This is a genomic window from Hominimerdicola alba 8 (assembly GCF_000178155.2).
In the GTDB taxonomy this organism is placed as follows: domain Bacteria; phylum Bacillota; class Clostridia; order Oscillospirales; family Ruminococcaceae; genus Hominimerdicola; species Hominimerdicola alba_C.
The window spans coordinates 1-20,126 of record NZ_ADKM02000085.1; the positions used below are offsets into that span (position 1 = coordinate 1).

The window sequence follows — 20,126 nt, forward strand, 5'->3', positions numbered from 1 at the left end:
AATCCGGCTCAAAAGCAGATATTTTTCGGAGCAAAAAATTATCACGACCGGACAGGTCGTGAAAATATCAATTCATGAGTAGCAAGCACGGTACTTCGGGGGTACATTTTGAAAAATTACACCCCGAAGTACACAGACTTGTCAGAGGGTTTTGCACCCCTAAGACCCCGCTTGAAAAATGATAGAAATAGTGATATAATAGATATGAAAAAAATGGGCAAATCGAAAAGTAAAGGAGACTGATCTATGAATGTAAAGCCCGATGAAGAACGTAAAACTATGCGAATGAAATTAAAGCTGAACAGCAAGGAATATGACAAGCTGAAACGCTGCACACAGGAGAGCGGTCTGCGTTCTATGTCGGAGTATATTTTCAACTCGATTATCGCCACTCCCATAATTGAGATCACGGACGTAGAACTTGCACCCGACAAGGCAAGGTTGAAAGAAATATCCGACCGCATAAATTCTATAGCACTTCAGGTCAATCAGACGGGAAATATTTATCCCGAAGATATGCAGGAAATACGTCAGGGAGTTGAGGAAATCTCGGCAAGGCTTGCAGAGTATCAAGCAAAGTTGGAACGCTTTGCTGTGACACCGCAGACGTTCAGAGCGATAGTAGATAAGGCTCACGAGGACGTGAGAAAATAAGAGGAAAAATGTACCGAGAAAATTGCTTATATTGCTGCGCCCTGCACAAGAATTATTACAATAATTCTGATATGCTGGACTCCGAAAACGGAATAGGCTATAATAAACCTACAATACTTTTTGGAGGTGCAGAATATGTTAGCAATACCCGAATTGGCGATGCCGAGAACACGCAAGGTCACTACTGTCTGCAACGGCAGGCGTGAGGTCTGGACAGACTACGAATAGGAAAAGGCATATTTTCTTGAATTTATGATGTCTGCTGAGGGCGAGGAGCGTGAACGTGCGGAGTGCGTTTACATTCATTCAGCTACTTCTGCAGAGCCTTATACTTTGCACCTACGACATATGGAAATGTCCCTCAGAACCGTTTGACATTGCGGAGTAGAAACTTTTGATTCAGAAAAAACTCGAAAACGCTTGCCAAGCAATTTATGCCTGAGTGCTTGTATTTTAATAAAAATAGTAGTATAATGTATATTGGGGTGATAGAATGATAAAAATAGATATCTGCGATGACGAACCGCTTTGGATTGATAAAGCCCGTGATATAGTCGGAGAATATTTTAAGGGTAAGCAGGAGGTCGAGCTTAACTTTTTTGATAAATCTCAAGACCTTATTAATAAGATAGTTAATAAGAAGGAATATCCCGATATTGTCATACTCGATATTGATATGCCGAAGCTGAACGGCTTTGAAACAGCAAAGCTTTTAAAGGATACTTATCCCGATATTTTGCTGTTGTTCTATACCGTCCATGAGCAGTATGTTTTTGAGGCTTTTCAGTTCCAGCCGTTTAGGTATATCAGGAAGACATATGTTGAAACGGAACTGAAATTGGCTTTAGAGGCTGCTTGGCATCTGATTGAAAACAGTCATGAGAAGTACATAACATTAAAATCCACAGACGGAACTATAAAAGTGAAAATATCAGAAATAGTGTATTTTGAGACCAATAAAAGACGTTGCGATGTACACCTTGCAGGCAGGACGATCAATGTTCGTAAAACTATCAAAGAGCTTTATTCTGAAATAGACTCTCCCGACTTTGTAATGATACACAGTGGTGCAGTTGTAAATGTGCGCTACATTAAAAGCTATTCAAGTTTTGATATTACCTTAGAAAGTGATGAAAGACTTGTGGTTGGCAGAAATCACGCAAAATCAGTTAAATCAGCGTTAGCAAAATATTGGGGGAGCAGGATATGACGAAGTTTTTTTGGATATCGGAATATATTTTCTCTCTGCTTGAATGTCTAATGGGATTTGTGTTTGGCGAAAGCTTTCTTGCTAATGACAATAAACCTGTCAGCAGAAAAGTATATATTTTAACAGCGTTTCCATTCTCCGCAGGAATGATCGCTTTAAACAGAATTAATTTGTTATCTTCCGTCAATACGATTATTTTTTTTATCGCTTTTTCGTTATTCTGCATTTGCATATTTAGATCCCACATAATAAAAACGCTTGTGATCGAATTGTTGTATTTTCTGCTGGTGTTTGTGATAGATATGATAATGTGTTCGATCGCCGCTGACATTACCGGGAACTCAATATCCGATCTGTTCAATAGTATGTCGGAAGGCAGAATAATTGGTGGTTATACATCAAAAATAGTTCTGATGATAACTTGTATTGCTGTAAATAAACTGGTCAGTCAAAAACAAATAATCAGTAAAAAAATTCTTGTTCTTTCCTTTGGCGGTTCAGTAGCACTTATTGTTATATCATCAATTTTATATTTTGAACTTGGCAGAGATAAGGATTCAAATATAATACTGATGTCCGTGTTTTTGCTTATGCTTGCTCTTATTGCCGCTACATATATTGCCGTTATCAATATCTCGGAATCACAGATAAAAAAAGAAGAGAACAACTTAATATCGCAGCAAAACATATTTCTTGAAAGGTCACTGAAGGAACAGGAAAAAACTTTTTCTATGTGGCGTAAAAGTGTCCACGATTACAAGAATACAATACTTGTGATCGACTCACTAATAGCGCAGGGTAAAATTGATGAGCTTGGTGAATTTGTTCATAGGGAACAAAGCTCATTCGAGCATAAGTCAGAATATTTCCATACGGGTAACACCACAGCAGATACTATAATAAATGCAAAATATGCTACAGCACTTTCATTTGGAATACCCTTTACTGTAAATGCAGCAATACCCGAACAAATCGCTCTTTCCGACATTCACCTTGCTTCGATACTCGGAAATTTGCTTGACAACGCTATAGAGGCACAGACAGATGAAACCGAACCATTTATTCATATTCAGATCTCTGTTATAAACAGTTTATTTATGATCAAGATAACTAACAGATGCTCGCACTCAATTAATACACATACAACGTCTAAAAAAGACAAGGATATGCACGGTATAGGGCTTAAAAGTGTAAGAAGTATAGTGCAGTCATATGACGGAGAGTTCACTCTTGAAGCCCATGATGATATCGTTGAAGCTATAATAATGATTCAAAATAATGTTTAGCATGAAAAGTCGTCAAGAAATTGGCGGCTTTTCTTTTTTCATAATCATATTAATAAACTGTTAGAACACTGACATATATTGGTAATTATTGCAGATTACGCAAGTTTTTCTACAGATTACGCAAACTTTTACACAAGAGAGGAAAAATGTGCTACCATATACTCAAGGAATCAGAAACGAAGAAAGGAGGATTTAGAGATGAAAACATTTGGAAAAGCTATTGCCAAAGTAATCAATGCGTCTGCAAAAGCTGCTTGTAACTCAACATCACTTATTGGCTGCTATCAGCCTGTAGCACCCAAGCAGATGAAGCCTGTAAAGAAGTCTGAAAAGAAGTGAGGTCTTTGGTATGTTTCAATATATAGCTGAAGATATTGCTTTCCTTCTGATCAAAAACAAGACAGTTGACATTGAAAAACGTGATGAGTGCGTTTACGGTGCAGAGGTGCTTTTGGTTAACCTTTCAAATATTCTGACAGCACTTATTATCAGTATTCTGACAAAATCAATGCTGCACTTTGCGGCGTTTATGCTGATATTTGTTCCGCTCAGGATATTTACGGGAGGATATCATGCCAAAACAAGCGAAATCTGCTACCTGATAACATCGGCAATGTATGCACTCACAGTTTTATGTGTCAAACTAATGCCGGAGCTGTACAGTAATTTTCCGGCGATTATCACACTCGTAGTTCTGATCGTTCCAATAGTTCTGTTTGCACCGGTTGAGCATAAGAATAATCCTTTAAGTGCAGATGAGCGTAAAAGGAATAGACTTATCTCAATCTTATTAATTGCCATTGATTCCTTAATATTCGTGATACTGCATCTACTATTCAACACAGTAGCGACAAGCGTTATGATATTTATAGCAGTTGATTCGATTTTGATGCTGATAGGATTATTGATAAACAGAATCGAAAAATCTAAAATTATGGAGGAATAAATCAATGAACAAGTTAACAAAGAGGCTTGCTGCGATTGGTGCAGCAATGACAATGGCTGTAAGTATGATGAGTTTTGGCGCTAGTGCCGACAATTCCTATAATCTACACTATACAAAAGGTGCGCCTTCTTCAAATAATGTATGTGAAAAGTGGGTTTATGGATTTCAGGCACATTATAATGGATACTTAAAAACCAACTGTTCCTCTTACAATATACCTAGCGGTAGTGTCTGTGTGCTCGCAAATGGGTATCGTTCATCTAGCCATACTATTTACTGTGGAAGTTTTGATATCTGGGAGACTGGAACCTCTAACTGGTCAAATAGTAATTATAAAAAGGGATTATTGTATGATGCGGTAGTTGAGTTTGGAGTGAATGGCGGGTTTTCAAATGTCGGGAAATATGTTTCAAATGCCTCCGCATCAGGCTATTTCAAATAATATTCTCCGACAATTACACTCTTAGTATAATAACAACGAATACATTTGTGATCAATAAACAAATTATACCCCTTTCAAATTTATTTAAGAACCGCTATAAACATTTATAGCGGTTCTTTATTAGAAGCAGGTGGATCATGAGAAAATTATTATTTATTATTTTGGCAGTATGTTTGGCACTTACCTCATGTGCAAAAGGCAAGAGCCCTATTGAGAGAAACGAAAAAGAAAAAAATGTTAGTTTTACTGATGCGGACTTTGATTATAACACTGTGGATAAGGTATCAGAGATGTATCCAGAGGCACTAAACGCTGAATATAAACACTTTTCCATACGCAGTGATGTGCAGATAGACAAGATAAAAAGTGTCAAGGTCCTTTCTTTCAAGCAGAGTAATGGCTTTCTTTTCGACATAGAGCAAGGTCTGATAGATTACTTGAATGGAGGAAAAATAGATATAGGAGAGAAAATTGAAGGCGTTGAAGAGATGGGCGCATATCACCAGATGAACGCAGACGGTAATTACCCCTATTTTATAGATTTTGACGGTGGCTCGATCGTATGGATAAAGAACGGTTATTCCGAGAGTTTTTTTCTCCCGAATGACAATATCACCATTGAACGATATTTTTTCTCTAATTCATTCGATGACAAAAAATATCAGTTAAAGGACTGCGAGATGTCAATAAACGAAGCAATAGCTATAAGCAGAGATTTTGCAAGTGCGTTAAAGGAATACGGTTATCCCGAATTAAGCCCGTATGAAATACGAATTGATAAACAAAATGGTACTTATGCTTTCGAGATCAATATGGTCCAAAAGAATAATAACATTCCTTTGAGAGCGGCAAACTGCGGATTTGCGGGAAGAACATCATCCAGTAAAGATATATTTACCGGAAAACTGAAGGAGATCAATTCAAACCCCTGTGGATACACTGTTTTGATATGCTCTTCCGATGGTGTGGAGTGTTTTAGAAATAATGAAAATGTATTTGAAGTGTACGAACAAGAAGAAGTAAACGAGATAATAACACTGCGGTCAGCACTTGAATACATCGATGATAATCTGAGTGAAAATTCAAATTATGAGGTCGAATATATAGGTCTGGAGAACAAGATCTTTTGGAATGATCCCGCAACGAATTTATATTATAGTACGCCTATGTGGACTATATCTTTGTATAATCCAACTGAAGAAAAATATTACTATGCACTTTTAGACTGTATATCCGGAGATTTTTCGTTCTATGGCCAATAAATTTAAGACGATCAGTACAGTATATGTGGATCTGAATAAAACTATATTTTCGCTTGGTTTTTTTGCCTGCGCTATTATTACTGCGATCCTCTGTTTAACAACTCAAGGATATTCCGATCATGAGACAAATATAAATTACAGTGTGTATGAAGCAATTCTTTATCTTGATTGGCAAACACTTTCAGAAAACGGAATTGCAAATATAACTATTATATCCAGTGGTCTTTCGGGCTACTGCACCATGTTCATGCCCATAATCGCAGCGCTGCCCTTTGTGACAGCCTTCTGCAACGAACGCAATACGGGCAGTATCCGCCTGAATATCGCAAGAACGGGTAAGCTGCGTTATTACATCGGAAAATTCGTGTCGGCAATAATCAGCGCAGGACTGGCGGTCACGCTTGGCTGTGCGGTGTTTGCGGTTATCGTCTACCCGATTTTCCCGACAATCGAGGACTGCAAGGAGCTTTCACACTCGTTCTTTATAGAGGATAATTTCAGCATGGCAACGGAGCTTTGGCATTTCTTCTCGGGGGCATTTATCTACGGGGCGGTTTCGGTGCTGCCTGCGTTCTTTATGTCGAGCTTTGTGAAGAACCACTACATTATCACCTGCGTGCCGTTTATGCTGGCGTACATTCAGAAGGTCGCTCTTAACAAGATAAGTCAGGCTCATATGACAGACGAACCTACCGAGGGGCTTAGTATATTTGAAAAATGCTCGGCGTTCTATCCCGAAAACATCACCCAGTGGTACAGCAAAAACACCTATGTACCGCTGATGCTTAAATACAATGGGATATGTACCGCTGCCGCTCTGATAGGCTTTATTGTCATAATGAATCTTCGTCGGGATAAGGGGGAATAGCTATGCATAAACTGAGTTTCAGAAAAGTGCTGCTCTCGGCAAGAACGGAGTATGTGCGGTGGCTTGTCGATCCCCGAATGATAATCATAGTGGTAATGCTTGTGTTCGTGTACAGCTTTGCGATTTCTCCTTTGCAGGCGGCAGCCGAAGAAATGGGCGTGAAGATAAATGCTCTTGAGCCTTTTATCGCAGTTGCAAACTCCGGCCTGATAATGATGATAGTGCCGCTTGTGTTCTTAACGCTTGTTTCGGACTTCCCGAAAACCGACAACAACACGTTCCTCAGCATATCACGAACAGGGCGCATAAACTGGGTGCTGTCGCAGATATTGCTCATGGTTATGATGATAATTACATACCTTGCATTGATATTCGTGATGTCGGTGCTGCCCTGCATAGGCAAATGCTTCTGGGGCAATGAATGGAGCGATGCGGCAACAAAATACACGACAGTTTTTCCTGACAGAGCAGGCGATTTTGTGTCCGAACTGCTGCCCGAAAACCTCTACAATCAGCTCACCATATTTCATGCGGCGGCTGAAAGCTATCTGCTGATAGCCCTCTATCTGTTCTTACTCGGAATGATACTGCTGACCGCTTGCCTGTTCAAGATCAAGGTCATAGGAATGGTCATAGCAGGCGGAATCGTATCGATAGGTGCAGGGCTTTGCTCGGTCTACAGCGAGGCTATGTGGCTGTTCCCTATGGCAAACTCGATCATATGGGTGCATTACACACGCTATTTCAGCATACCTGTTAAGACGATGGTTTTTTCGTATGCTTACTTGTGTATCGGGGCTGTGGGGCTGATGATCGTGTCGGTGCTGAAGGTGCGAAATTACAGCTATGACACTACGCTGACGATTGATAACTGAGGTGACAAAATGGATATTATAGATGTAAAAAACGTAAATCTTACACTCGGCAAAACGCAGATATTAAAGGATATAAACGTGAGTTTCGAGCAGGGCAGGATACACGGTCTTATCGGGCGTAATGGCTCTGGAAAGACCATGCTTATGAAGTGCATCTGCGGCTTTATCAAGCCTACCTCGGGTGAGATAACTGTCCTCGGCAAGCGTATCGGCAAGGACGTTGATTTCCCGAAGAACATTGGTATTATAATCGAAACGCCTGGGTTTATCCCGTATTATTCGGGGTACAAAAATCTCAAGCTACTTGCAGGACTTAACAACAAGATCGGCAAAAATGAAATAATGCAGAGTATGGAGCAGGTCGGGCTTGACCCGAAGCTCAAACGCCATGTCCGCAAGTATTCTCTCGGAATGCGTCAACGGCTGGGACTGGCACAAGCGATAATGGAAAACCCCGATTTGCTGATACTTGACGAGCCGTTCAACGGGCTTGACAAGGACGGAGTTAAGGATATGCGTGAGTATCTGCTGTCATACAAAGAGCAGGGGAAAACTATCCTTATCTGCTCGCACTCAGCGGAGGATATCTCGGTGCTGTGTGAGACAGTGCATGAGATGGATAAGGGTGTTATTGAAAGAATTAAAGATGAGGGATAGTGATGAGATTATTAACAGAATTACTAAAGGAAATCCCTCTTGAATAGTTGAGATATGATGTAGGGAATAATACTACAAATATCGAAGAAACAATTATTGATATAGAATAAAAACATTGTTTCTGTAAGTTGAGATTTACAGAGACATTTGAATTATCAATATATTCCGCTGTCTTAGCCTATGTGTCTGTAACTTCTTGCCATAACAAAACCTCCTATGGTTTCTATTATACCATAGGAGGCTCTTTTTGTAATTGTACGTTTTTACTGGAGCGGTTCAAAAAAGCAATATGTTTTGAAAATTTGAAAGAAAAAAATATAGGAGCAGTCTATTTTGACCACTCCCACTGTTAATAACAATACCGAAATATAGCTGTTTTGCTATCACTAAATTTCCGTTCTTCCATTTTGGGCGGCGGCAGTAATAATTAAGAAAACAGGATACATTCTCCATAATCGGAGCATGTATCCCTGCTCTATTTTGTATCGTTAGACTTGTATGTTTACTCCATTACCTCACGCATCATCTCGGCACCGTCCTTAAAGCCGACCTTGTAGGCAGCTCTCATCTCAGCGGAGGCAGTCTCGCTCACGCAGTCCAGAATCTTGTGGAATATATCAATCTGCTCCTCGCTCAGCGAATCTTCAAACGGTATGCAGAGTTTGTTAAACTCCTCAGAGAACTCGGCGGAGTTGATTTCACCCTGTCTGTAATTATACATCGCATCGATCATTTGTATCTGTCCTTTCGGTTTTATTGCTGTAAAACCAACCGTCCAAACATAACCCAAATAATCGTTGTTAAGGTGTTGCCTACGGCACAGCAAGCTAAATAACTTCCGAAATGGTGTTCGACAGTTATGTATATCGTTGCTTTTGATCCCATGCATTTTATCTTTTTAACTGTTTTTAAGACGATTTTTATCTTCGTACATTTCTTTATCTGCTCTTTTGAATACATCGAGCAGGCAGTTGTCTTCATTAGGCAGATAATCTGCACTGCCGACAGCAATAACTACACAGCCGTGCTGCTTATTGTATTCAATTTGCTCTCTTATTTGTTTTTTGAGCTGTACTCTGTTTTCGTAGTCGCTGTCTTTCAGAATGCAGGCAAATTCATCTCCGCCTATCCTGAAAACGGGTGAATGTTTGAATGTTTTGCATATCAGCGATGAGCCTGAGCGTATATATTTATCACCTTCGTCATGCCCGAAATTGTCGTTTATCTTTTTCAGATCATTTAGGTCAAAAACGAATACAGAAAAATCCTCACATATTTTTTCTTTAATAAGAGCATTCATTTTCTTTTCTGTATTACTATATGCAGATTTGTTCTTTACACCTGTAAGCGAGTCTTTGAATAGTGCTTCTTTCATTTCGATCTCTCGGCGCTTTTGAGTATCTATATCCTTAACACCTATAAACACAGTTCCTTCATTTTCATCTGTGCCAATTATTGTTTTAAGACGGTAAAATCTTAGCACATCTCCCTTTTCGTATCTGTAATCAAAGCCGAAAAGTTCGCCCTCATCAAGCTTTTTCATGAATGACTCTTTACTGAACATATCACGAAAAAGCACACGGTCTTCTTCGTATATTATTCTGCTGCAGGCTTTTTGGCAGTCATTGAAAAAGTTTGTGCCCTTGTTCTTTATCGAAAAATCCTTGTATGCACTTTCACGCTGATATTCTATATAACTTGCCGTTGTTTGTATCAATGCAGTATATATACTGATAATCATTAGCCATAGCAAGGGCAAGCCTTGTATCGGTAAGGATAACATTCAGGTTTTTAAGTATATCAAGCGTTCTGACGGCTGAGCTGAGCTGATAAGTCACAAGCTCAAGCTCATCTATAAATTCAGAGTTTTCCGGTTCAAGAAGTGCCAATCCGTACTGTGTCTGCGCAGAGAATAGGTCTGCTGCTATCAGTATCCTTGTACGGTCTGATACGAGCCTGGGATTGTTAAATACCTCATAGGTGCTTATTGACTGTTCTTTCTCGGGGATATTAATACACTCAGCTCCATAGCTGAATGATTTAAAAAGCCATTTTACTTCATCCGGGTATTCTGAATCATTATGGTGTTCGACAGGCTTTTCAAGAATATAAAGATAGCTTGTCAAAGAGCCAACGTTACACAGCCTTTTTAGGATATCCGCATAGCTATCCTTAAGATTGCCGCCGAACATCAGCGAATCACGGATAAACAGGTTTTCAAGATGCGTGCGTTCGATATATCTCGTCGGCATTGATTTAGACGATTGGTTAAAGGTATTTTCAATGGCGCTCAACAGCTTTTGTATATACGGCAGGTTTTCCTCCATACAATTTCTCAGAAGCCAGGTATACAGGCTTTCCTTAATTGTATAAAGCTTTATCGTTTCACCACCGAAAGAATTATCTTTTGGGAAGATGTTTATTATCTTTTCGTAAGCGATGTTAACAGAATCATCAGATGCCGTGCTATCAAAAAACTCCTTTTCAAGAAAATCTATCAGCTCAGCCAGCGGCTCGTATATGGTCATTGTTTCTTCATAAGAGCCTGTTCTGTCCGATATGTATTCCTTCAGATTATTCTTTATTGAGTCAGTATCACCCATAAAGAGTGTTTTCGGTGTCTTGATAAAGCGTTTATCCGCAAAGCAGGATTCTCTTGGTATAAATCTTGTTTCGACAAGGTGACGCTTGTCTTCTATTCCGTTAAGATAATTATATGCCTTTTCAACAGCCACGCTGCCAAGCAAAAAAGCATCAGCCCTTACTGTTGCAAGCGGAGGATTCAGGTCTTTGGCAAACGGAAGGTCGTCAAATCCTATTACGGCAATATCTCTTCCGACAGTTTTGCTGCACTCTTTGACAGCATTATACACAACAGAAGCGATTATGTCATTTATACATATCACCGCATCTATCTCGGGATTGTCCTCAAGCAGTTTTTTGGCTTCATTTATACAATCGTATGACATATCGCAATACATAAGATAGCTTTCCTTGAAAACAAGACCGTTCTTTTCAAGTCCTTTTCTGTAAGCGATGTACCTTTCAGTGCATTCGCTGTTTTCAGACCTGCCTGCCATTATGCCGATATGCTTTCGGTTATGCTGCGCAAGATAGTCTACCGCAGAAATAATACCTGAGCCATTGTCGAATTCAAGACATTCATATCCCTCGACATCAGATGCAACGCATAAAACCGGTGTATCGGAAAAGCTGTCGAGAAATCTCTTTTTTTGCTCATTGTCATACGCATATGCAATAGTACCGACGGGCGCTATGATATAATCAAAACGGGCTTTGGCGGCGTATTTAAAAAGAACATTGTACTGGTATTCGTAATATGCTTCAAAACCGTCATTGATATGCTGTATGCCGAGATATTTTCCGGGTATAACGGTCAGGTCTGTTTCAAGACGCTTTGCCGCAGATACAGCTCCCTTTACGAACTCGTTTGAGAACGCATCTGTAAGTGTAGCTGCAAGCAGCCCGATATGAGGTCTTATTCTATTCATGATAGTTCTCCGTTTTGTTGCTATGATCATAAAAGCAGTTTATCATTGGAAGGTCGGTGTCTGCAAATTTCTGTAAGCTGAACATATACTCATAGCCTTCAGCCTTTGGTATACGAAGTATCCTTGCACATCGCCACTCGTATCTGTCGCTTGTGATCCTGAACCGGAACGGCTGTTGGATAAACGGTCCGTCAGCCTTGTCTATGCGCTTATCAAGGTCATCAAGTGACATAAAGTCAAGATAGCGCTGCTTGTCAGCAGTATACAGCTCATTCTCTGCGAAAAGTCTGACACCCTCATCAAGCTTATAAAAGCCGTAATCAGGATCAAAATCAAGATTTGAGTATATCTGCTTGGTGGTCTTTTTATGTGGATCTATGATATTTACCAGTTCAAAATTATACAGAAGCGATCGGCTGTATTTATCAATTTCCTCGTGCCTGTCCTCTATTCCGTCATATAAGAATACATGAAGGCTCAAGGCTATCATGGTTCTGGTTCCGGTCGTGGCAAGATACCTTATTGTCAGCGAATAGTATTTATCACCGATTATGTAGTTTCTTCTTATTGGAGCGTCAGCTTCTTCGCTGTTTTTCATCTGAGACAGAGTACCCGAGTAAAAGGGCTTGGAAGTATCATTTATCTGTGCTTCTGTGTCTTCGAGGTCTTTAAATCCGAGAAGTGACAGCTTGGCTCTATACGCTTCATTAGTGTATACAAAGCTGAATTTCCCTTCATTTAATTCCATTATGGCAAGAGGATATTTGTTTGCAATATAGTCGGTATCCTTCGCACATGATCCGTTTGAGGAATAGTCAACAATGGGATCGGCACTAAGATAATTCAGCGTTCCTATCATATCCATATAAACGCTGTCTTCTCTGCTTTCGGCTGCAAGTGTATTATTCTCACAACAAACTGAAAACTGCTTTATGTCCATAGGTCTGAAATAATAGTAACCTTGTATCATCTCGCAGCCTATCTCTTTCAGATAGTCAATATGCTCCTGCGTTTCAGCCCCTTCTGCCAACGTATGTATCCCGAGAGATTTAGCTGTATTTATTACACCGGCGATCAGCTTTTTTGAACGTATGCTCATACTGCTCAGAAAACGCATATCTATTTTTATAAGGTCAAAATCATACTCTTTTATAACGCTTAGGGAAGAATAGCCGCTCCCGAAATCATCAAGCCATATCTTAAAGCCTTCCTCGTGAAGCCTGTCAAATATTTTCCTGAAAAGGTATGTGTTATCAAGCATAACGCTTTCTGTAATTTCAAGGCATAAAACACTCGGTGGGATGTTGTATTTATTTGCGGTGGAGATAATCTTATCAACAAAGCATTTATGTGTAAAGTCGATCCTTGAAAAATTCACTGAAACAGATACAGGAGCTTTACCGTCTGAAAGCTGTTCACTGTATATTCTGCAAGCCTCCTCAAACATAAACAAATCGAGCTTGTGTATCAGATCATGCTTTTCGAGTATGTCAATAAATACATTCGGCGTGATAAGCCCTCTGATAGGATCTTCCCACCTGGCAAGTGTTTCGACTGCACACACCTCTCCGGTAATAGTCCGAACTATAGGCTGAAAGAACGGTTTTATGTTTTTACTTTCGAGTGCATATTCAAAGTTGGTCAGTATATAGCTTTCATCGTTGATCTTCATAACACAAAACTCCTTTTTTCAGTTTTTAGTTTGTTTTGCTTATATTATTTAGTTAACATTATACCACGTTTTTTACGAATAGTCAATAAATCGACAACAAAATCTTTTCCGGAATCTTACGGACAAAGCTAAAAGTAGAACCTTGACTATTACGATGAAGTCGAAGTGTGCGCTGAATCGTCCGAATCTTGCCACAAGTCTGCCATCCAAGTCCGCAATCGGAGCATGATAGACCGATCAGACCTTGTGATATGCTGTATTCAGCACAAAAGCGGAGGAGCATACCGCACGATACAATATGCTGAGAAACAGTGCAAGAAGATAGTAAACTTTACAGACGAAACTGAATAAGCATCTGAAAAGAAAAATCAAGGCTATGCCTTCCGTACACGGTCACGGAGGACATAGCCCTTATCATTTATATTATACCGAAATATAGCTGTTTTGCTATCATATAAAATCCGTTCTGCAATTTTGAGCGGAGGCAGTTTATAATCTATGATCCTACAAAGCAATAAGCTACATAATAAACGTTTTTATCATTCACAGTTTACCAATATTATCCTCAATACCGCAATATCGACTATACAAACCGCAACTTTTCGTTTAGTGGGAGTGCCGCAATAGGCACGCTTGTGGCAATACCCATAGGAGTACATTGACTATTATGATGAAGTCGAGGTGTGTGCAGAATCGTCCGAAGCACACCCAAAGTCCGCTATCCAAGTCCGCAATCGTAGCATGATCGACCGAGCAGATCTTGTGGTATGTTGTATACAGCATAAAAGCGGAGGAGCTTATGCCACGATACGATATGCGGCGAAACAAAGAAAGAAGATAGTGAACCTCGCAGACGAAAAGGGAATAGGCTTCTGAAAAGAAAAATAGGACGATACCTTTGAGCTATTAGGTATCGCCCTTATTCGTTATTATAATGATTGTTCTTGTCGGTAGGTACTGCTACTGGTATAGTGTTACTATTTGGAACGGGGATAGTGACCTCTACGGAAGAATGCCCCAAAATTTCAGACAGCGTTTTTACATCAAAGCCCAGCTCGACACAGCGAGTTGCAAAAAGATGGCGGGTGCTGTGGTAGTGAAATGACGGCAAATTTGCGTTATGCAGTATCTTGGCAAAGCGGTACTGCATAGTCCTCGGTTCAACAGGCTTCTTCCTGCCCGATACCACATACACCTCGCCGTTATCCTTAAACTGCCTGAGCATAGGGAGCAGACAATCGGGAATGGGAATCGTCCTCTTGGAACTTTCGCTTTTCGGCTCGGTGATGATGAGCTTGGTGTGCCTTGCACCCGTTCTGCACTGTACCCGCTGAATTGTCTTGCTGACGGTCAAAGTCCGTTTTTCAAGGTCTATGTCCTTCCATTGAAGGGCGCAGACCTCTCCTATTCGCAAGCCCATATACATGGAAATGGATATACCCATGCTTGTAACAGACGGGCGCTTGTCCAGATATTTTTCAAGCCTGAGCTGCTGTTCCTTGTTCATGACAGCAATTTCAGGCTTATTCTTTTTCGGGAGAACGATACCGTCAAGTACGTTACGGATACGATACTCACGGCTTGCATAGCGGAACACGGACTTGAACAGCACCATAATATCCGACAGATACCGCACCGACAATCCCTCTTTCAGTTTTCTTTCGATAAATGCGTATATATCTTTGGCTTTCAGCAGACAGCACTTTATCTCTCCAAATGCAGGGATAAGGTGCTTTTCGGCTTTCATGGCATAGTTGGCGGCGGTAGATTCCTTGATTCGTGATGCTGTCACATGAAGCCACTCGGTCACAAGCTCTCTGAACGTCATTTCCGTTACAGCAAATTCTTCATCTGCCTGACCCTGTGCAATCATAGCCTTGTATTCAGCTTCTTCACGGCTCTTGCCGTAGAATGAACGGAAAATACGCCTGCCGCTCTCATCTTTGCCCATAGATATACGGCACTCCCAGCGTCCGTCCTTGCGTTTATATACTGTTCCTTTGCTCATAATAATACCTCCGATATAGTCTTTATGATTATTCTACCAAACTGACAAAATCGCTTGATCTTTCCTTGACATACGGAGGGATTTTTGGTATAATTTATAGTATATAGTTATATCCGGTTACGACATTTTTGCCCGTATCGTCAAATCAATAATTTTGCGAAAAGATAAGCTCAGTTTTGGCTTGATTTCTGCTTTCTTGTTTTTTCAAAAGCTATCTTGTTTCTTTTATCGAAGATATTGAAACTTACTATTGCATACAAAAAGAAAAGAGTATCAGTCTCCCGTATTATAGGAGATTGATACTCTTTTTAGTTGTTATTTTGTTTTGGCGGTAAAGGTCACTTATGGGTTATCCATCTGTGACATTTAATATTTTTAATGACTGGTACGCTCGTGATACAAGCAAGAAAATTCGTGCCGTCCAGAAAGCAAAGGCTCAGGCAGGCAAGCCGCTTGCCACGCACCCGCCTTACGGCTACAAGAAGTCCGAAACGGATAAGAACCAATGGGTCATTGACGAAGAAGCTGCCGCTGTGGTAAGGAGAATTTTTCAGCTCTGCATTGAGGGCAACGGTCCGACTCAGATCGCCAATATCCTGACTGCGGACGGTATACCTACACCGACAGCATATTACCGTTCCAAAGGTATGAACGTATGCAATCAGAACGCCAAAACAAAACGCTGGGGTATGGCAACGGTCATTCATATTCTTGAGCGTATGGATTACCTCGGTCACACGGTCAACTTCAAGACCTACCGCAAGTCCTACAAAAACAAGAAGCTGTATGAAAATCCGAAAGAGAACTGGCTTATCATCGAGAACACCCATGAGCCTATCATTTCTCAGCACGATTTTGATTTGGTGCAGGAGATTCGCAGCCACAAGAGAAGAAGGCAGAAAAGCGGTACGGTAAGTCCGTTTGCAGGTATGGTCTATTGTGCGGATTGCGGTAACACCCTCTATGTCGGCAGGGCGCAGAGTATGTCACCTAATCAGGAGCATATGATGTGTTCCACCTATGCACACGATTCGGACGAATGCACAGCTCACTACATCAGGACTTGTGTTCTGACGGAAATTATCCTCGGTGAGCTGAATAAGCTCTCACAATTTGTAAGGGACAATGAGGACGAGTTCGTCATCAGAGCAATGAGCAACACGGCAACGGTGCAGGACGGTGAAATTCAGACCGCAAGGAAGGCTCTGAAACTGGCTGAGAAGCGTATCAATGAGCTTGACGATCTGTTTGAGAGATTGTATGAGGACAATGTTTCGGGTAAAATCTCCGATGAGCGTTTTGCTACAATGTCTGCAAGATATGAAGCGGAGCAGAGCAAGCTGAAAGCCGATGCCGCAAAGCTGCATGATACGATCAGCCGCAAAGAGCAGAAGAATAACGATGTGATCTGTCCTCTAGTGACCTCACCGACAAACATAGTGGCAATTGCAGACTTCTGTTCTTCACTGAAATCGTGCTGAAAAAAGAAATCGGAAAGTTCGATAGTACGGTCAAAACTGCTTTTCGCTTCAAGCATATCATTCAGCTTGGAGTGTTCGCCGTAACGCTCCGAAGCAGGCTGATCGAGATAGGCATTGATAAGGGACAGCATTTCACCAAACTGTGCTTCATCGTAACGCTTATCGAAAAAGTCCGAAAGCTGAAGCTGTGCATCTTCCACCGCAAGCCTGTGCATTACGGGTGAAAGCGCTATCATCTGCTCCATTGGAAGCCCCTGCTCCTGCATGGTGTGGATAAGACCCACCTCACGCTTTGCGGTATCCAACGCCCTGTGGAAAGCCTGTGCTTCATCACGGTCAACCGAGAACATCACCTTGCCGTCACGGATAACACCGCTGTATCGTGCATTGGTTTCGATAAACGGCTTGACTTCTTCATACTGTTTCGGAGTGAGGGTAGACATATACAAATGTCTGTTCTGTGCCGAAACGGAACGGTTTCCGATGACCTGTCCCTTTTCGCCAATACCTACCTGACGGCGCTTGCCGATGATGTTGTCACGGACAGACCTCACATAAGCGAGATCGTTGCGGCTGACGGTCAGAGTGCCTTTGCCGGTCGGGTAAATTCTTCCCGAAAACTTGATACCCTGTTTGTCCAGCGTTTCAGCCATTTTCAGGATAAGGTCACGGTCAGCGGAAATATACTCCTTGTTGGGGATATATCTGTATTCCACATTGCCGATTGAAAAGTTGTGAATACATGATCGCAACGAGGAAGTTGAACGTTGCGTCAGTATCGGAGATTATTACAAACAGCGCTGACAGCTCATCACCGAGCATATCAAGATGCAGTTCGTCATACGAAGTTATCTCCAGAACTTCATCTATGGCAAAAGGCGCTAAACGTGTCGAACAGCTAATTAAGATAGACTTAGCCGTTTTGCCTGCGGCAAGTTTGTACGCCTTGTATTGTTTGAGAGCAAATGCGCCGAGCCTTTGCTGTTCGCTCTGAGGTGTCATGTGACACATTTTGCGGTATTCGTCATAGGCTTTGGCTTCAAATTTGAACTTGCTCTCGCTTTCTTCTGCTTCTTCGGAGTTATCGTCAGACCCCTCCGACTTTTCTTTTTCTTTCTCTTTTTCTATGGCTTCGTCAATTTCTTCCTCGGAAGGGAACTGACCGTCAAGCCATGTTTCAAGCATACCGAACTGTATGTCCATAGCATTCTTGAAAGTTTCATCTTCCTCACGGCACTCAGAACCGTTTATCATTTCGATAAGCGTTTCAAAATTGCGTTCATCTTCATCGTAAAGGGTGAAGATCAGTGCAATGTAAGACGTATACAACAGCTTTTCAGCCTTTACCCAGAAGTCATCACCGCCGGGCTGCTGAGAGGAAGAAGTATTTTTTATCAGGACTTCCACGAATTTGAGTATGTCCTTCTCACGGTTTCTTTCGGAAATATAGGCAAAAGGGTTATAGTGCATACTTTTTGAGAAGTCTATCGTGTTAAAGACTTTTATGTTGTACGGCTCATAGACAGGCATAGGCTTGCCGTTCTTATCTTTCTTCAAGCCGTTTTTGCCATCCCTCTGATACACTATCCTGCCTTCGCTGTTTCTCAGCGGTCTGCCCCTTGCAAGAAGATGACCGCACTCCACAAGCACCGTACCTTTTGGATCAGTGATTACATAGGAGCTGTGCATCTGCATCAGGTTCGGCTTGACGAAAAATCTTGTCTTGCCTGAGCCTGAACCGCCGATAACGAGGATATTTTTGTTTCTCGCATACTTAGGCGATGAGGGCTTGCCCATTGTCAGCGACTCCGTTTTCGTGAGGATAACGTTGTTTTCGGGGTTGGATAAGTCCATGTAAGGCTCAATGTCCTTTTCCGTACCCCATACAGCCGAGCCGTATTCCTCGCCCTGCCTAAATTTCTTCTTGTTCTTCGATTTGATATAGAGAACAAGTCTCATGACACCCGCCAGTACCAAACCGAATAAAATATCCAACGGGTGAAAGCTGGGAAAGACCTTAGCAAAAGCGACCCCGAGATTGCTCATAAAAGGGAGTATCTTTTCCTGAAATCCTGTACCCTCCGCTGTTCGGTACGCATAGCCGATAAGGTTTCCTGCATACGCAAAGATCGCATAGGGTATGGCTTTCAGAATGACCTTTTTTAGCTTTCGGGTATTGATCTGCACTCGGCAGACAAAGCCTTTCTCATGTTATCGGCATAAAAGTTCGCCGTAAAAACATCATCGCCCCTTGCCCTTGGTGTCGGGGGATAGGTATGTTCGATCATCTGTGTGTCTCCCTTTTTCTCTCTTTCGATCTGTGTTTCCTGTGCGGTGACTGTGCAACACGGGCAGCTTCTCTCTTTAACTGCTCCCTCGTGAACACCCCACGCTGGTTTGTCTTAGCGTTTTTCCCGACGTATTCGGTAAACGCTTTCTTGAAGTTCTCAGTCTTGCTTGCTGAAAAGAAAACATGATAGGTTGCAGGCTCGGTAGACTTGTCCGCTTTCAGGGCAAAGTCAACATCGTATTTTCTCGCCGTTTTGAGGAAATCACCGATATTGTCCTCACTGACTTCAATGCTGTCGAGCTTGCTGTCAGACTTCTTTTCCAGCTGACGATAGGACATTCGCCCTTTCTTTTCAGCCTTGCCTGCCATAAACTCCTGCAAGGCTTCTTTGAGAATATCCGAGCTGATCTTCTCCGCCTTGATCGTCAGGTCTATCGTTTTCTTTGTGCCGTTTTCGTAGTCATTAGCCATCAGGTATCAGCTCCCTCCGGCTTGGGAACTTCGTAAACGGCATACGCCTGATTGCTGAACCACTCATGGAGTGCCTTGACAGCCTTTTCCGCTTCTTCTCGGGTGGAATAAAGACCAAACGGGATCTCCATACCTGTTACATCTCTGCCGAACATCTCATAGTCGAGAAGAACAGATACTTTACCCTCATCGTTCTCATCTTCCTCAAAGATTGGCTTAACGCCGACAATTACGATATTATCGTAATTCACCATCTCATCAAACTGCGTGTAGATAGTCTTAGCCACGTTCTTCACCGTCCTCTCTGCATATTTGTCTCAGCTTTTCGTGATATTCTTCCTGCAAGCGGTCAAAGTCCTCAAACATCGTGTCAATGATACGCTTATCCGTCTTTTCAGCGATCATATCCATGACGATAGCTTCAAACTCGCTGTGGAAAGAATAAAACAGCTTGTCTACTGCCTTGTATTCGGGCATAGTGTCACCTCACAA

General features: G+C 41.6%; 19 protein-coding genes and 3 pseudogenes. 12 read left to right on the plus strand and 10 right to left on the minus strand.

The window, feature by feature from the left end; genetic code table 11:
- Window positions 1-246: 246 nt before the first annotated feature.
- The 11 genes and pseudogenes from CUS_RS09085 (at window position 247) to CUS_RS09130 (ending at window position 8,200) form a co-directional block, all read left to right on the plus strand.
- Window positions 247-654, plus strand: coding sequence for a plasmid mobilization protein (locus tag CUS_RS09085; RefSeq protein ID WP_002849954.1), 408 nt, complete (start codon window positions 247-249; stop codon window positions 652-654).
- A 135-nt stretch (window positions 655-789) separates the two neighbouring features.
- Window positions 790-1,029, plus strand: a pseudogene (locus CUS_RS20400) (hypothetical protein).
- A gap of 118 nt (window positions 1,030-1,147) precedes the next feature.
- On the plus strand, window positions 1,148-1,864 hold the full coding sequence (locus tag CUS_RS09095; protein ID WP_002849886.1) for a LytR/AlgR family response regulator transcription factor: 717 nt from the start codon (window positions 1,148-1,150) through the stop codon (window positions 1,862-1,864).
- A complete protein-coding gene (locus CUS_RS09100; RefSeq protein WP_002850075.1) occupies window positions 1,861-3,150 on the plus strand; it encodes a sensor histidine kinase in 1,290 nt (429 codons plus the stop codon). Before CUS_RS09095 ends, CUS_RS09100 begins: the two co-directional genes overlap by 4 nt.
- A gap of 198 nt (window positions 3,151-3,348) precedes the next feature.
- Window positions 3,349-3,489, plus strand: coding sequence for a cyclic lactone autoinducer peptide (locus tag CUS_RS19190; RefSeq protein ID WP_002849916.1), 141 nt, complete (start codon window positions 3,349-3,351; stop codon window positions 3,487-3,489).
- Between the two features lie 10 nt (window positions 3,490-3,499).
- On the plus strand, window positions 3,500-4,096 hold the full coding sequence (locus tag CUS_RS09105) for an accessory gene regulator B family protein (RefSeq protein ID WP_002849930.1): 597 nt from the start codon (window positions 3,500-3,502) through the stop codon (window positions 4,094-4,096).
- A gap of 4 nt (window positions 4,097-4,100) precedes the next feature.
- A complete protein-coding gene (locus tag CUS_RS09110) occupies window positions 4,101-4,538 on the plus strand; it encodes a hypothetical protein (RefSeq protein WP_037276976.1) in 438 nt (145 codons plus the stop codon).
- Window positions 4,539-4,675: 137 nt separating this feature from the next.
- Window positions 4,676-5,800, plus strand: a complete 1,125-nt coding sequence (locus CUS_RS09115) for a hypothetical protein (RefSeq protein ID WP_002849960.1) — start codon at window positions 4,676-4,678, stop codon at window positions 5,798-5,800.
- A 142-nt stretch (window positions 5,801-5,942) separates the two neighbouring features.
- On the plus strand, window positions 5,943-6,668 hold the full coding sequence (locus CUS_RS09120) for a hypothetical protein (protein WP_227945463.1): 726 nt from the start codon (window positions 5,943-5,945) through the stop codon (window positions 6,666-6,668).
- A 2-nt stretch (window positions 6,669-6,670) separates the two neighbouring features.
- On the plus strand, window positions 6,671-7,543 hold the full coding sequence (locus tag CUS_RS09125; protein WP_002850042.1) for a hypothetical protein: 873 nt from the start codon (window positions 6,671-6,673) through the stop codon (window positions 7,541-7,543).
- Between the two features lie 9 nt (window positions 7,544-7,552).
- Window positions 7,553-8,200 (plus strand): ABC transporter ATP-binding protein, encoded by a 648-nt coding sequence (locus CUS_RS09130; protein ID WP_002849902.1) that lies wholly within the window; start codon window positions 7,553-7,555, stop codon window positions 8,198-8,200.
- A gap of 502 nt (window positions 8,201-8,702) precedes the next feature.
- On the opposite strand, the gene CUS_RS09135 is transcribed toward CUS_RS09130, so the two are convergent.
- The 5 genes from CUS_RS09135 to CUS_RS09155 all read right to left on the minus strand — a co-directional run bounded on the left by CUS_RS09135 (window position 8,703) and on the right by CUS_RS09155 (window position 15,392).
- On the minus strand, window positions 8,703-8,933 hold the full coding sequence (locus CUS_RS09135) for a DUF6809 family protein (RefSeq protein WP_002849868.1): 231 nt from the start codon (window positions 8,931-8,933) through the stop codon (window positions 8,703-8,705).
- Window positions 8,934-9,098: 165 nt separating this feature from the next.
- Window positions 9,099-9,743, minus strand: a complete 645-nt coding sequence (locus CUS_RS09140) for a GGDEF domain-containing protein (RefSeq protein WP_157769516.1) — start codon at window positions 9,741-9,743, stop codon at window positions 9,099-9,101.
- 133 nt (window positions 9,744-9,876) lie between these two features.
- A complete protein-coding gene (locus CUS_RS09145) occupies window positions 9,877-11,712 on the minus strand; it encodes a LacI family DNA-binding transcriptional regulator (RefSeq protein ID WP_002850017.1) in 1,836 nt (611 codons plus the stop codon).
- The gene (locus CUS_RS18605; RefSeq protein WP_002849963.1) at window positions 11,705-13,384 is read right to left on the minus strand and encodes an EAL domain-containing protein; all 1,680 of its coding nucleotides are present in this window, start codon (window positions 13,382-13,384) and stop codon (window positions 11,705-11,707) included. Before CUS_RS18605 ends, CUS_RS09145 begins: the two co-directional genes overlap by 8 nt.
- A gap of 919 nt (window positions 13,385-14,303) precedes the next feature.
- Entirely contained in the window at window positions 14,304-15,392 is a 1,089-nt protein-coding gene (locus CUS_RS09155) for a site-specific integrase (RefSeq protein ID WP_002850021.1), read from the minus strand.
- Between the two features lie 344 nt (window positions 15,393-15,736).
- Here CUS_RS09155 and CUS_RS09160 point away from each other — a divergent pair.
- Window positions 15,737-16,798 (plus strand): annotated as a pseudogene (locus CUS_RS09160) (recombinase family protein); the annotation flags it as partial.
- 789 nt (window positions 16,799-17,587) lie between these two features.
- On the opposite strand, the pseudogene CUS_RS09170 reads toward CUS_RS09160, so the two are convergent.
- The 5 genes and pseudogenes from CUS_RS09170 to CUS_RS09185 form a co-directional block, all read right to left on the minus strand.
- Window positions 17,588-18,919, minus strand: a pseudogene (locus tag CUS_RS09170) (type IV secretory system conjugative DNA transfer family protein); the annotation flags it as partial.
- Between the two features lie 116 nt (window positions 18,920-19,035).
- Entirely contained in the window at window positions 19,036-19,161 is a 126-nt protein-coding gene (locus CUS_RS20650) for a hypothetical protein (protein ID WP_002850069.1), read from the minus strand.
- Complete coding sequence (locus CUS_RS09175; RefSeq protein WP_002850063.1) at window positions 19,158-19,634, minus strand: PcfB family protein; 477 nt, start codon at window positions 19,632-19,634, stop codon at window positions 19,158-19,160. The genes CUS_RS20650 and CUS_RS09175 overlap by 4 nt, the downstream gene beginning before the upstream one ends.
- Window positions 19,634-19,921 carry a hypothetical protein gene (locus CUS_RS09180; protein WP_002849894.1) on the minus strand — a complete coding sequence of 96 codons (288 nt, stop codon included), beginning with the start codon at window positions 19,919-19,921 and terminating at the stop codon, window positions 19,634-19,636. Before CUS_RS09180 ends, CUS_RS09175 begins: the two co-directional genes overlap by 1 nt.
- Complete coding sequence (locus CUS_RS09185) at window positions 19,914-20,111, minus strand: hypothetical protein (protein ID WP_002850033.1); 198 nt, start codon at window positions 20,109-20,111, stop codon at window positions 19,914-19,916. The genes CUS_RS09180 and CUS_RS09185 overlap by 8 nt, the downstream gene beginning before the upstream one ends.
- Window positions 20,112-20,126 lie beyond the last annotated feature (15 nt).